Origin of the sequence: Larkinella terrae (genome assembly GCF_009668025.1) — a bacterium.
In the GTDB taxonomy this organism is placed as follows: Bacteria; Bacteroidota; Bacteroidia; order Cytophagales; family Spirosomataceae; genus Larkinella; species Larkinella terrae.
Map to the genome: position 1 here is coordinate 30,674 of NZ_WJXZ01000004.1, position 13,485 is coordinate 44,158.

At 51.1% G+C, this 13,485-nt stretch carries 10 protein-coding genes; 6 read left to right on the forward strand and 4 right to left on the reverse strand.

The window, feature by feature from the left end; genetic code table 11:
- Positions 1-23 precede the first annotated feature (23 nt).
- From lpdA to GJJ30_RS07190, 3 genes are all read left to right on the forward strand, one after another.
- Positions 24-1,424: a dihydrolipoyl dehydrogenase gene (gene lpdA / locus GJJ30_RS07180; protein ID WP_154174483.1), complete on the forward strand. Its 1,401-nt coding sequence runs from the start codon at positions 24-26 to the stop codon at positions 1,422-1,424.
- A 204-nt stretch (positions 1,425-1,628) separates the two neighbouring features.
- Positions 1,629-3,314, forward strand: coding sequence for a hypothetical protein (locus tag GJJ30_RS07185; protein WP_154174484.1), 1,686 nt, complete (start codon positions 1,629-1,631; stop codon positions 3,312-3,314).
- A 342-nt stretch (positions 3,315-3,656) separates the two neighbouring features.
- A complete protein-coding gene (locus tag GJJ30_RS07190) occupies positions 3,657-4,451 on the forward strand; it encodes a Rossmann-like and DUF2520 domain-containing protein (protein ID WP_154174485.1) in 795 nt (264 codons plus the stop codon).
- 6 nt (positions 4,452-4,457) lie between these two features.
- Here the strand turns inward: GJJ30_RS07190 and GJJ30_RS07195 are convergent, their stop codons facing one another.
- On the reverse strand, positions 4,458-5,684 hold the full coding sequence (locus GJJ30_RS07195) for an AGE family epimerase/isomerase (protein WP_154174486.1): 1,227 nt from the start codon (positions 5,682-5,684) through the stop codon (positions 4,458-4,460).
- 169 nt (positions 5,685-5,853) lie between these two features.
- On the opposite strand from GJJ30_RS07195, the gene GJJ30_RS07200 reads away from it, so the two are divergent.
- The gene (locus GJJ30_RS07200; RefSeq protein WP_154174487.1) at positions 5,854-6,408 is read left to right on the forward strand and encodes a KdsC family phosphatase; all 555 of its coding nucleotides are present in this window, start codon (positions 5,854-5,856) and stop codon (positions 6,406-6,408) included.
- 1 nt (position 6,409) lies between these two features.
- Here GJJ30_RS07200 and GJJ30_RS07205 read toward each other — a convergent pair whose 3' ends face one another.
- Both GJJ30_RS07205 and ettA read right to left on the reverse strand, forming a co-directional pair.
- Entirely contained in the window at positions 6,410-7,228 is an 819-nt protein-coding gene (locus tag GJJ30_RS07205) for an aminotransferase class IV (RefSeq protein ID WP_154174488.1), read from the reverse strand.
- 156 nt (positions 7,229-7,384) lie between these two features.
- Positions 7,385-9,052 carry an energy-dependent translational throttle protein EttA gene (gene ettA, locus GJJ30_RS07210; protein WP_154174489.1) on the reverse strand — a complete coding sequence of 556 codons (1,668 nt, stop codon included), beginning with the start codon at positions 9,050-9,052 and terminating at the stop codon, positions 7,385-7,387.
- 71 nt (positions 9,053-9,123) lie between these two features.
- Here ettA and GJJ30_RS07215 point away from each other — a divergent pair, with 71 nt between their 5' ends.
- Positions 9,124-10,494, forward strand: coding sequence for a DUF349 domain-containing protein (locus GJJ30_RS07215; protein WP_154174490.1), 1,371 nt, complete (start codon positions 9,124-9,126; stop codon positions 10,492-10,494).
- A 106-nt stretch (positions 10,495-10,600) separates the two neighbouring features.
- Here the strand turns inward: GJJ30_RS07215 and GJJ30_RS07220 are convergent, their stop codons facing one another.
- Entirely contained in the window at positions 10,601-12,421 is a 1,821-nt protein-coding gene (locus tag GJJ30_RS07220; protein WP_229313016.1) for a glycosyltransferase, read from the reverse strand.
- Between the two features lie 185 nt (positions 12,422-12,606).
- Between GJJ30_RS07220 and purU the strand changes: the two genes are divergently transcribed.
- Positions 12,607-13,446 carry a formyltetrahydrofolate deformylase gene (gene purU / locus GJJ30_RS07225; RefSeq protein ID WP_154174491.1) on the forward strand — a complete coding sequence of 280 codons (840 nt, stop codon included), beginning with the start codon at positions 12,607-12,609 and terminating at the stop codon, positions 13,444-13,446.
- Positions 13,447-13,485 lie beyond the last annotated feature (39 nt).

Genomic DNA, 13,485 nt, shown 5'->3' on the forward strand with positions numbered 1-13,485 from the left:
ACGTTCATTAACATTCCTCAAATATGGCATCACAATATGATGTAATTGTTCTCGGCAGTGGCCCTGGTGGCTACGTCGCTGCTATTCGTGCGTCGCAACTGGGTTTCAAAACGGCCATTATCGAACGCGAAAGTCTGGGTGGAATCTGCCTGAACTGGGGCTGTATTCCCACCAAAGCTTTGTTGAAAAGTGCACAGGTTTTTGAATACATCAAACATTCTGAAAATTACGGTATTACCATCAATGGCGAATCCAAGCCCGATTTTCCGGCGGTGATCAAACGCAGCCGGGGTGTGGCCGACTCCATGAGCAAGGGGATTGCGTTCCTGATGCGGAAAAATAAAATCGATGTGCTGCTCGGCAACGGAAAAGTAAAACCGGGTAAGAAAATCGACGTAACGGATAAAGACGGTAAAACCACCGAATACGAAGCCAAACACATCATCATTGCCACCGGCGGTCGCGCCCGCGCCCTGCCTGCCGTGCCCATCGATGGCGAAAAAGTGATTGAATACCGCAAGGCGATGTCGCTGGCGAAACAACCCGAATCGATGCTGGTGATTGGTTCCGGCGCCATCGGTGTGGAGTTTGCCTACGTATACGCAACGATGGGTACGAAAGTGACCATCGTTGAATTTCTGCCGCGTATCGTGCCGGTCGAAGACGAGGAAGTCTCGAAAGAACTGGCGAAGCAGTACAAGAAGCTGGGCATCGATATTTACACCAGCTCGGAAGTAACGAAAGTAGATACGAGCGGCAAACTGAGCAAAGTGTACGTCAAGACGCCGGACGGCGAAAAGACGTTCGAGGTTGAAACCGTGCTGTCGGCCGCTGGCGTTGTCGCCAACATTGAGAACATCGGTCTGGAAGAAACCGGTATTAAAACCGAGCGTGGTAAAATCACCACGGATGATTATTATCGGACAAACGTTGAGGGTTATTACGCCATCGGCGACTGTACGAAAGGCCAGGCCCTGGCGCACGTAGCATCGGCAGAAGGCATCATTTGTGTCGAAAAAATCGCCGGTCTGGATCATGTCGAACCGATGAACTACAACAATATTCCGGGCTGTACGTACTGCCAGCCTGAAATCGCGTCGGTGGGCTACACGGAAGCAGCCGCGAAAGAAGCCGGTTATGAAATTCTGGTGGGAAAATTCCCGCTGTCGGCTTCGGGTAAGGCCAAAGCCGCCGGGGCACCGGAAGGGTTCGTGAAGGTAATTTTCGACAAAAAATACGGCGAGTGGTTAGGCGCTCACTTTATCGGCTATAACGTTACTGAAATTGTTGCCGAAGTGGTGGCTGCCCGCCGTCTGGAAACAACGGGTCACGAAATCCTGAAAGCGGTTCACCCCCACCCGACCATTTCGGAATCGATCAAAGATGCCACAGAAGCGGCTTACGGAGAAGCCATTCACCTCTAAGTCAACCGAATAACGGTTTTTATTCCAGAACCCCGCAGCGAAAGTTGCGGGGTTTTGCTTTTACGATTCAGTCGGCAAAATGCACAGTTGATAAGGCGGTTTTTCCGTTTGCCGACAACTCATCTTTCCTGCCGCGCCGGATCGTTTACTTTTGTCGTACGGTTTGCAAAACCGCCCATTAACAACAAATACGACTAAACGACCATGAAAAAACCAGTACTGCTCTGGTTGGCGGTTACGTTCTCCGTAGCGGCCAATGCCCAAGACCTCATGACCGGCCCACTGGCCGGTGTCTCGACCCAACTGCAATCCGTTAAAACCGGTAATGCCCAGTTTGTTCAGAAAATCGAAGCTTCCCAACCGAATTACCGGGCCACCTTTTCTGTCACCAAAACCAGCGATAAAGGCAAAGGTGACGAAAACACCTACTTCCTGAACCTGTCGGATCTGGACGTTTCGACAGTGACGTATAAAGTAGAACGCGACGTAATTGCGGTTATGGCGGACACAAAACAGCACCGGAAATTTGTCCGCTACAGCGAAAACGGCGAACTGAAGAATCTGACGGATCGGGTGAAACTCTACGCCGACAATCCGGACATCGCCAAAGCCCTGGTCGAATCCTTGAAAAAAGTGATTCAGGCGGCTGAAAAAGCCTACAAACCGACCCGGACGCCCGAGACGCTGGACGAATTGCGGACGTGGCTGAAAGCCAACATCGGCAACGAAGCCATCGGTTCGGAGAAATACGAACAGGCGCTGACATTCGACTACGACAACCCGTTGCGGGCGGTTTTTCGCCGAAGCGAGGTGAGCGCGAAAGGTTCGGCATCTTCCGAAACGTATTCGTTCAACCTCGGCGATTTGGCGCTGGAAGGTTTGCAAGTCGAAACGAAAGGCAAACGGCTGGAACTGTCGCTGGTGACGCAGCAGAAGCAAAAGCTGATGGGTTACGCCAAAGACGGCAAGCTGGACAATGTGGTTCAGACATTTGAAATTATCGGTAGCGACGCCGACAAGATTCGCGATATTGCCGGAGCCTGGCGCAAACTGATTCCGCTGGCAGTTAAGCAATTGGAGTCGCGCAAACCGACGTTTGCCAATATGACAGGCGCTCAGAAATACCTGGAATCGAGCATAACGTCCGCCAAAACCAACGACCGGACGATTGAGCAAACCTTAAAACCGGATTGCATCTGCACGTATACCCGGCGCGAAACGTACAACAAGAACAATACCGAGGAAGTCTACGAATTCAATCTGGCCGATCTGGCCGAAAAAGGCGCGAAACTGGGCGTCGATAAAGAACTGTATACCATCGAATTAAAAACGCGCGACAACCGCCGGTTTATCGGTTACACCAAAAACGGCGTTCGTCAGAATTATGTCTCCCAGCTAGAATTAGCGGCTGATAACCTGGAGAATGTCCGGTACATGTCGCAGGCGGTTGAGAAAGCGGTTCAGTTGTGTGCATTGTCCCGGAAAAGTCCGGTGCCGACGGGTAGCCAGCAGGCCCGGCTCGACTGGATTAAGGAGCAACTGCCGAAAGATCTGGGCGAAAAAGAGCCAACCAGTTACGCGCTGACCACCGACAACGGCACTTGCGACCTGAAATTGACGGTGACGCAGGGTGGCAGGAAAGTATCGGAACTCGTCTACGATCTGGCGCTGAAAGACCTGAATGCCGACGCAACCAACTTTGATGTAGACGGCAAAAATGTCTACGTCAACCTGGTGACGAAAGGCAAAGAAAAACTGGTAAAAACATACAAAGACGGAAAGCCTTCCGACTATGTCCACACGGTAAAAATCCAGCTTGGCGATATTGAAAAGGGCCGCTACGTGGCCGAAGCCTTCAAGCAGTTGATTCGGAACTGCGTATCGAATTGAGTTATAGTTAGGTTAATGGATGTTAACCCGCAGAACTCCCGATAGCTCTGCGGGTTTTTATTCAATTAATATGTTGTGTGTACAATCTAACAATGTTAGATTTGCTAAAAACCCTTTAAATCATGCCAAATCATGAATAATTCAGCTATAACAAGCTGGTAAAACCGCAATTCCTTTTACTTTGCCAGCTACAGCAAAAAGCGCTGACCGGACTGCTGTCAATAAAAGATACATTTCGAAGTTGCATAATGGATTTCAAGTGCAAAAATCTAACAGTGTTAGCTGGTAATGAGATAGTTACCGTTTTTTCGTATATGTATACTTAGAAATTAACCTGACTCGATGAAACTATCGTTTATCGGTGCCGGAAATCTGGCCTGGCATTTGGCAATGGCTTTCGAAAACGCCGGAAATTTCATTTGCGAAGTATACAGCCGGGATGAAAAAAACGCCCGGCGGCTCGTTTCGATGCTGTACGATGCCCGGGTAAATCCGGATTTGAATTTTGCCGAAAGTGAGTCGGAACTGTTCGTGCTGGCTATTCCCGACGATGCGATTGAAGACGTTGCTGCCCAGTTGGTACTGCCCGAAAACGCGCTGGTGGTGCATACTTCCGGTAGTAAATCGCTCGAAATCCTTCGGCGGTTGATGGATATTTACAGCGACGTGCCGGTGCGAACGGGCGTATTTTACCCGCTTCAGACGTTCAGCAAAGGGACCAACGCGCTCCATTTTGAAGAGATTCCGCTGTGTATCGAAGCCAGCGACAAAGAGACCGAAACGCAGTTGGTTGCGCTGGGGCAGGAACTGAGTAAAATCGTTTATCTGGTCAATTCGCACGAGCGGAAAGTGCTGCACGTGGCCGCCGTTTTTGCCTGTAACTTCACGAATTATCTCCTCGGTATTGCCAAGGATCTGACCGATTCCGAAAACCTGGAGTTCGATTTACTGAAACCGCTCATCGAAGAAACGTTCCAGAAAGCGCTCGATGCCCGGCATCCGGCGCTGGTACAAACCGGTCCGGCCCGGCGCGGAGATGTGAACACGCTGAGCCTGCATCTGGACTATTTGTCGGACAAGCCGGAGCTGCTTCGACTGTATAAAATGCTGTCGGACGGTATTCAGCAACGGCGTTAAAACCGCTCAGCCAATCGGGCGATTGGGGCGCATAGCCGACCGGTTTTTGTTTTCCAAAACCGCCAGTTGTTCGAGTGCGCGCCAGGTTTGGTATAATCCTTTGACTAAATGGTAACACCCCTTTTCGGGCGTCGCCTTGCTGCTCAAAACCGGTTGTCCCTTGCGATCGAGCACACCAAACCACTCCTTGTTGATCTTGTCGGGAAAATGGTGCCAGGTGTATTCGTGTACTTTTCGAACCCACTTCAGGCAATCGTTCTGGCGGGTATGCATGTAGCCCCGCGAAAAAACCGCCAGGGCTTCGGAATGCACCCAACCCAGTTTCCGTTCCCATTCGCTGTAAATACTGGGCCGTTCCTTCAGATCCGCGTACTGAAAAAAACCGCCGGACGGTTCATCCCAACTGATGTCGGCCAGATGAAGCGCCATCTGGACCGCTTGCTGAGCCAGTCGGCGGTTGCCGGTTAGTTCGGCGGCATCAAGCAGGTAGTTGGCGGTTTCGAAGACGTAGCCGCCGTGCAGACGTCGCCCCGGTGCGCTGTCGCAAAACGAGCCGCCGGGCAAAACGTTTTCTCGCAAAACCGTAATGCGTTTGTCAAAAAACTCATTCTGAATTTCGCTCAGAACCGCTTCGTAAGCCTGTTTGTAAAATTCTGGTTCGAGCAACGGGCGGGTTTCCAGCAAGGCTTTCAGCAACAGCATGGGTTCGCTGAGGTGCTTCAACTGCCGGAATCCGCCCAGTTCGGTTTCCCACTGGTCGCGCTGCTGCTGGCGGTGAGTAAGGATGGCAAGGATGGTTTTTCGGGCAAGGTCCGCAAAGAGTGGATCGTGGGTTGCCTGGTATACTTGCGCAAGCGCCATCGCGGCTGTGCAATCCGGCACAATGGTTTTCGCCGGAGCCACGGGTCTCCCCCGCCGGTCGACAACGGCCAGCCAGCGGTTTTGGTGCTGGCCATATTTCAGCAGAAAATCCGCGCCGTGTCGGGCCAGTTCGAGCCACTGCGGAATGGCGTCAACCTGATTGTACAGAAACGAAAATGCCCAGACCTGCTGCGCCTGCAGATGAATGAATTTATCGCTATCGAATACGTCGCCCTGATCCGTAAGCGCATTAAAATAGCCCCCACAAACCGTGTCGCGGCTGTGTTGGGTCCAGAAGGGAATGATTGTTCGGAAAAGACTTTCCTGATACTCGGCAGCCAGTTTACTAAAATCCATCAAAATTTTCTGCATTCATTGGCGTTCTCGAAACTATAAGAAAATTGGAGTAAACGGAAATAAAACCGACTGAACGCGTATTTTTGGGAACACGGATCAACCGGATTGAATGGATTCGTGCGGATTAAAATCTGTTTTGATCTACTCAATCCGTGTTCCTATCGTTCCATTAATCTGAAAGAATATGGCCGCTTTACAGGAGCGATTCAAAAAAATAACCACTTTTATTTTCGACGTCGACGGCGTCATGACGGATGGCAGCGTGAACGCGCTCGAGTCGGGCGAACAATTCCGGACGTTCAATGTGCGGGACGGATACGCCATCGAGCGGGCGGTTCATTCCGGTTACCGGGTAGCGGTTTTGTCGGCGGGGAATCAGTTGGGCGTTCGGAAGCGGCTGGAATTCCTGAAAATCAAAGATATTTTCATGGGCGGGCCAACGGATCAAAAGCTCTACGCCTATCTGGGCTACCTGAACCGCGACAAAATCAACGAATCAGAGGTGCTATACATGGGCGACGACATTCCGGACCTTCCCGTTCTTTCCCGCCCGAATCTGCTCAGCACCTGTCCGGCCGATGCCGCCAATGAAATACAGGCCGTCTGCGATTACATTTCGCCCGTTGCGGGCGGACGCGGAGCCGTTCGGGATGTTATTGAGCAGGTTATGAAAGCGCAGGGCAAATGGCTGTCGTGGCTACCCACCAGTGAGCCGTTCAAATTGGACAATGAACGATAGCTTACCAGTTGCCCACCAGTTCATTAAACTCTTCCAGCAAAAACAGCGTCCGTTTGCCCGGTTTTCCGTCGCCGATGGTGAGGTCGCCAATCTGAACAATGGGCAATACTTTTTTGGTCGAACTGGTCGTAAAAGCTTCGTCGGCGTCGTAGAGTTCCGAGAGCAAAACCGGGCGTTCTTCCACCTGAAAATCGTTCTGCGCCAAGTGCATCACCGTTCGGCGGGTAATGCCGTGCAGAATATTGCGGTTAGGGGTAATCAGCCGGTCGCCTTTGAAAAGGAAGAAATTACTGCGGCTCAGTTCGCTGATTTCGCCGTTTTTCTGGTAAAGAACATCCGAGGCCCGGGCCGACCGAATGGCCTGCGCCAGCAGAATAACCCGTTTGTAATCCGTGCTTTTCACCTCGGCCATCTCGCGAACGTAGTCGTCGAGAATCACCTTGATGCCTTCCTCAAACTGGGTATGCGGCATGGGGTGAAGTTCCTCGGTAATCATGACCAGGTTCGGATGCACCACGCTGATGCTGTCGGGGCTGTAACCGCCCGTCATCACAAAGCGTATAGCAACGTCCGGCAGACTGCTTTTCCCGATCAGTTCGATCACGACGCCATAAGCTTCCTCTTTCTGGATCGGCAGCGGCAGGTGCATCTTGGCGGCCGAATTGGCAAACCGCTCCCAATACCAGTCCCACTGAAAGGGCCGACCGTTGTAGGTCCGGAAATAATCGAAAAGCCCGAAACCGCGCAGCAGCCCGAGGTCGGTAACGCCGAACGCAATCTGCTCGACGGGGAGAATAGATCCGTTGAAATAACCGTACATAAATATCCAATCTATCTGAACCAGGATTCCGCGGATGAAAGGATTAACAGGAAATAAAAAATAGATTATTGCAGCTAATCCTGGTTAATCCTTTCATCCGTTTAATCCCAGTTCAAGACAATCTTAGTTAATCCTTCGCGTAATCCCAGTTCAGGATTATACCAGTTTCTTATACTTAATCCGCTTCGGTGTGGCATCGCTGCCGAGCCGTTTTTTGCGGTTTTCTTCGTATTCGGAGAAGTTGCCTTCAAACCAGTAGACCTGCGAATCACCTTCGAACGCCAGGATGTGTGTGGCCACGCGGTCGAGAAACCAGCGGTCGTGGGAAATGACCACGGCGCAACCGGCGAAGTTTTCCAATCCCTCTTCCAGCGCCCGCAGCGTGTTAACATCCAGGTCGTTGGTCGGCTCATCGAGCAGCAGCAGATTGGCGCCTTCCTTCAGCATCATCGCCAGGTGAACGCGGTTGCGCTCTCCACCCGACAGGTTTCCGATCTTCTTTTCCTGATCGGAACCGGTAAAGTTGAACCGGCTGACGTAGGCGCGGGCGTTAACCTGCTTACCACCCAGAATCACCCAGTCATTGCCGCCAGTGATGGTTTGAAAAACCGTTTTGTCGGCGTCGAGTCCGTCGTGTTCCTGATCAACGTAAGCCCACTTCACGGTTTCGCCGACTTCAAACGTACCGTTTTGCGGTTTTTCCTTGCCCGTAATGAGTTTGAACAAAGTCGTTTTCCCGGCACCGTTCGGTCCGATAATACCGACGATTCCACCTTGTGGCAACTGAAAATCGAGGTGTTCGAACAATAGCCGGTCGCCGAAGGCCTTGGTAACGTCGTGAGCTTCAATGACTTTTGAGCCCAGCCGCGGCCCGGCCGGAATAAAGATTTCCAGCTTGTCTTCTTTCTGGCGATTGTCTTCGCTCAGCAGTTTTTCGTAGGCACCCAGCCGCGCTTTCGACTTGGCCTGACGGGCTTTGGGAGCCATCCGAACCCATTCGAGCTCGCGTTGCAGGGTTTTCTGGCGCTTGGATTCCTGTTTCTCTTCTTTGGCCAGGCGGTTTTGCTTCTGATCGAGCCACGATGAATAGTTGCCTTTCCAGGGAATGCCTTCGCCCCGATCCAGCTCCAGAATCCAGCCCGCGACGTTGTCCAGAAAATACCGGTCGTGAGTCACGGCGATAACCGTTCCGGCATATTGGCGTAAATGTTCTTCCAGCCACAACACCGACTCGGCATCCAAATGGTTGGTCGGTTCGTCGAGCAATAGCACGTCGGGTTGTTTCAGCAGCAGGCGGCAAAGTGCCACCCGGCGTTTTTCACCACCCGAAAGATTCGCGATTTTGGCGTCTGAAGGCGGGCAACGGAGCGCATCCATCGCCTTTTCAAGCCGGTTATCCAACTCCCAGGCATTCAGATGGTCGAGCTTTTCCTGAACCTCTCCCTGCCGGGCAATCAGTTTGTCAAAATCCGCATCGGGGTCGCCGAATGCTTCGTTAATCTGATCAAATTCCTTCAGTAAATCAACCGTTTCCTGCACACCTTCTTCCACCACTTCTTTCACGGTTTTGGTGCCATCGAGCTGCGGTTCCTGTTCCAGCATACCGACGGAATAGCCCGGTGAGAAAACAACATCTCCCTGAAAATTCTTATCAATACCGGCAATGATGCGCAAAAGGGTCGATTTACCGGAACCGTTCAAGCCTAAAACGCCGATTTTTGCACCATAAAAAAAGGAAAGGTAGATATTCTTTAGGATTTGTCGGTTTGGCGGAATAATTTTACTGACACCCGCCATGGAAAATATAATCGTTTCCTGACTCATTGGTTTGATTACTTTTTTAGGTGGCAAATATCAACAATTAAACCCATAGCTCAGTCTTAAAGAGTAAAATAATGGAACAAGCTCAATTGGTAGACGAATACGGTTACGTCAAAGACGGAAAGGTATTCTTATCGAGCTACCTCAGCTATCCGGACCGACAAATCGGTGAAGTGAAACGCACAGAACAGGAAGCGCTCGATTATTTCAAAAATCGGTTTACCATTGCCGAAAACAAGGTAAATCAGTTAGAGCAGGAGGTCACGGATGCCCAGAATAAGGGGTCGTACCTGACTAAACTCGTTCAACTGCGAAAAAAACTGCTCAGTTTCGACGCAATCGGCAATTTCATCCCCCTGCTAAACCGGCTCGACGAACAGGAAGAAATTCTGGTTGAACTGATTCGGACCAACCAGCTTAAAAACCTCGAAATCAAGCACGCACTGCTGGCTGAAGCCGAAATGGTGGCCGACAGCACCGAATGGCGGGAAACCGCTGAAAAGCTCCAGGAAATCAAGTTAAAATGGATCAAAACCGGTCCGGTAGATAAAGAACTGGACGAAACCATTGAGACTCGTTTCAGCGAAACCCTCGATAACTTTTTTCAGCGTCGGCGCGAATTCTTCAACGAGCAGAACAAGGTTATTCAGGAGCGCATGGACCGCTACGACAACCTGATCTGGCAGGCCGAACGGGCGGTGCGGAGCATCTACGAAGCCGACCGCAGCCGGCCCTTCAAACGCGATAATCTGGAAGGTGAAGCCCTCGAACGGGCGAATCTGGCCGAAGAGCGCTATATGAAAGCGCTGACGGAAGCCTATCACCTGATCCGGAATCTGAACAACGAATGGAAAGAAGTCGGTGAAGTGCCGATTAAGAAGTCCGGGAAAATTCTGAAGAAATACCGCCGGGCTACCAAAACCATTTTTGATCGCTACAACCTGGCGCGCGGTATTCAGCCGAAAGTTCGGATCGACCCACGCGTGGAGCAACAGATGAAAATGGCCGACGAAGCCGAAAAACTGGCCAAGCAGTCCAACATTCCGGCAGCTGCTGATCGGGCCAAAGAACTGCTCAATCAGTGGAAGGAAATCAAGATTCCGTTCAAACTGGTGGACAAAGCGGTTTCGGAGCGGTTCCGGTCTTCGTGCGATAAAATCTTCGAATTGAATTACCTCGAACGCGTCATCAGCCGCAAATACCCGGCATTTGAACTCAAAAGCCGCTCCGAACAGTTGCGGACGAAAGTTCGGGAACTGGAGTATCTCGTTCGTCGCGAAAAAAGCGATCTCGCCATGTCGATGAGCAGCATGGACACGCTGGGCCGCCCTGGCAACGAAGATGCGGACAAGATGATGATGAGCAAGGTAAATACCCAAAAACGTAAAATTGCGATGAAAGAACAAATACTGACGGAATTCAACAAAGAGCTGAATCAGTATTGAAATAGAATAGAGAGGATAAAAAAAAGAGAAGAGACGATTGACCATCGACAATTGACGATAGTTCTGCATCGGAGCTATCGTCAATGGTCGATGGTCAATCGTCTTTTCACGGTTTCCGGCGTTTCAGGGCCAGGTCGTGGGCGGTATCGTAGTAGGAACGGAGGTTGGTCCAGTCAAAGACTTCGGCGATATTTTCGACGCGGTTGCGCTGCGTAATCCGGTCGCGTTGCGAAAGCCGGACGAAACGAAACATGATATTGGCCAGTTGGTCAGCCGCTTCATTGAAGGATTGCGTTTTGCGATTGACGACGTAAATACCCCGATTTTCGTAATCGCGCATGATCTGCATAATGAAATCGCCAAAACCGGACAGGTCGCTGGTGACGGTTGGAATCCCCCGCACCACACATTCCAGGGGCGTATACCCCCAGGGTTCGTAGTAACTTGGAAAAACCCCCAGGTGACAACCTCGTACAAACTGGCCGTAATCCAAGCCAAAAAGCGGATTGGTCGAGGAAATAAAGTCGGGGTGGTAAACGACTTTCACCCGGTCGTGGGCGTTGTTGACCAATTGAACCTGCCGAATAAACCGCACCATATCGTCTTCTTCGACCAGGTCGTGAGTCACGAACGGCGGTAACTGCTTGGTCTTGAAACTCTGAATGGTCCGCCGGAGCCGGAGCCGCCAGTATTCATCCACAAACTGATTCAAATCCGGCAGGTTGATGTCTTCACCCGCTGCGGCATTCAGAAATAACTTATCACCCAACTGATTTTCAATGGCTTTGCAGGTTTCCTGAATCTCGTCGAGCAATGCGCGGCTGTGGAGTACGTCGGGGTTGATGGAGCGGAACGGTTGTTTGGTAATCATGAACATCACCACCGTCATATCCATGTTGGCTTCGCGCATTTTCCAGTTCAGCCGGGCGAGCGCTTCGAGCGTGATGTCGTAGCCTTTGTTGCTGAACTCAAACCGCCCTGACGTGAAAAAGTAGAGTGTTTTTTCCAGATCGAACGAATAACTCTGGAAAAAGTGACCCATCACAAACTCGTGAATCCGCTCCTTGAATTTGACGTGCAGGTTCTGAAATTCGTGCACCGCCGTAAACCGCACGATATTCAACCCGTTCGGTAGAATGAGATCGGGAACGCGGCCCAGAAAAACCTCGCATTCGCGGGCGGTAACGTCACTGACGGTCGTAAAGACGTGCGATTGCTGCGCCGACAGTCGTTCAATGGTTGCCTGAGCCTCAATGTTGTAGTGCTGGGCTTCGCGTTTCCAGTCGAAAAACGGCAGTTTTCCGTAAAAACCGGATTCATTCTGCGCCAGGTAGCGGCCCAGCATGGTCGCGTGGGTTGTAAAAACCGTAGCCACTTTGACGTTGTCCCGGCGCAGGTCCGGCAAACCGCTGCTGGCCATCCACTCGTGAAAATGAACGGCAATATCGACGTGACGCGCGCTTTCGGCGGCCAGTTCCGTCAGGAAAATTCGCACCAGTTCGCCAAAACCGACCACCTGATTAACGAGGTCTTCGACGCCCAGCGTTGAAATCTGGTAGCGTTCCCAAAGCTGGTATTTAACCTGCTCGATGGCGGGGCCGAGGCTTTGAATACCAAACAAAACCACCCGGGGTTTGCCGGTGATGAGCCAGTGACCGTATTGCACTTCCAACCCTCTGGAACGCATGCTTTGCACCACGCGGCCGATTTCGGTGCCGTCGTCGTGCGTAATCGGTTCAAATTCAACAGCTGCCCGTTGGGGAAAATAAGGTCCGAGCAGAATATAATCCGTGTCCCATTTTTCAACCATCGACGGGACCTTCGACCGGATAACGGTGTAAATACCGCCTACCTGGTTACAAACTTCCCAGGCAACTTCAATGAGCAATTTTCGCTTAGATGGAGAGAGCAATGATTCCAATGCCATACAATTTGTTAGGGGTGGCTAGCCTACCTGTTTCCACGTGTCTGATCAACGGGTAGTTGTACCCGTCGAATGGTTTATATATCGTACCCCAAATAGAATACTTAATGGCCTATTCAGTCGTGGAAAGGCGATTCGCGAGGTGATTTTACTACTTTTACACTAACTTTCAAATTATCAATTCGTTCATGCCTACCGAAACACGTCACATTCTGTTAATGGACGGCCCCGACAGTACGGGACTCATTCACCGCGTCACCGGCGTACTGGCGCACTACAATCTGAATATCATTCGTAACGCCGAATACGTGAGCCCCGACCGGCAGTTTTTCATGCGCACCGAATTCGAAGGTAGTTACGATTCCGCCGTTTTGTCTGACAACCTGAAACAGACTTTACCGCCGGGCATCAATCTCCGTATTAATCCTAAAAAAAAGAAAAATATTATTGTTTTTGTTACCAAAGAGCACCATTGCCTGGCAGAGCTTTTGATTCGCTACGCCTTCAATGAGCTCGATGCGGACATTTTAGCCGTGGTCAGCAACTACAATACGCTGCAACCGCTGGTGAGCAAGTTCGGTATTCCGTTTCATTATGTTACGCACGAACACAAAACCCGCGAAGAACACGAGGAAGCCATTACCCGGACATTATCTATTTATGAACCGGAATACATCGTGCTGGCCAAGTACATGCGGGTGTTGACGCCCTCGTTCGTGAAACAATTCCCGAATCGGATTGTCAATATTCACCATTCGTTTTTACCCGCGTTCATGGGCGCAAGTCCCTACCGGCAGGCGTATGACCGGGGTGTTAAAATCATCGGTGCAACCGCCCATTTTGTGAACAACGATCTGGACGAAGGCCCGATTATTGCCCAGAATATCAAGGAGGTAGATCACCGGCACACGGCGGCCGATATGGCAACGGAAGGCAAGGACGTGGAGAAAATCGTGCTGTCGCAGGCGCTCAAACTGGTCTTCAACGACCGCGTTTTTATCCACCAGAACCGGACCATCATTTTGTGAGTCGAACAGAGTGACCCCGACCGGTGTTTAGTAAGAACC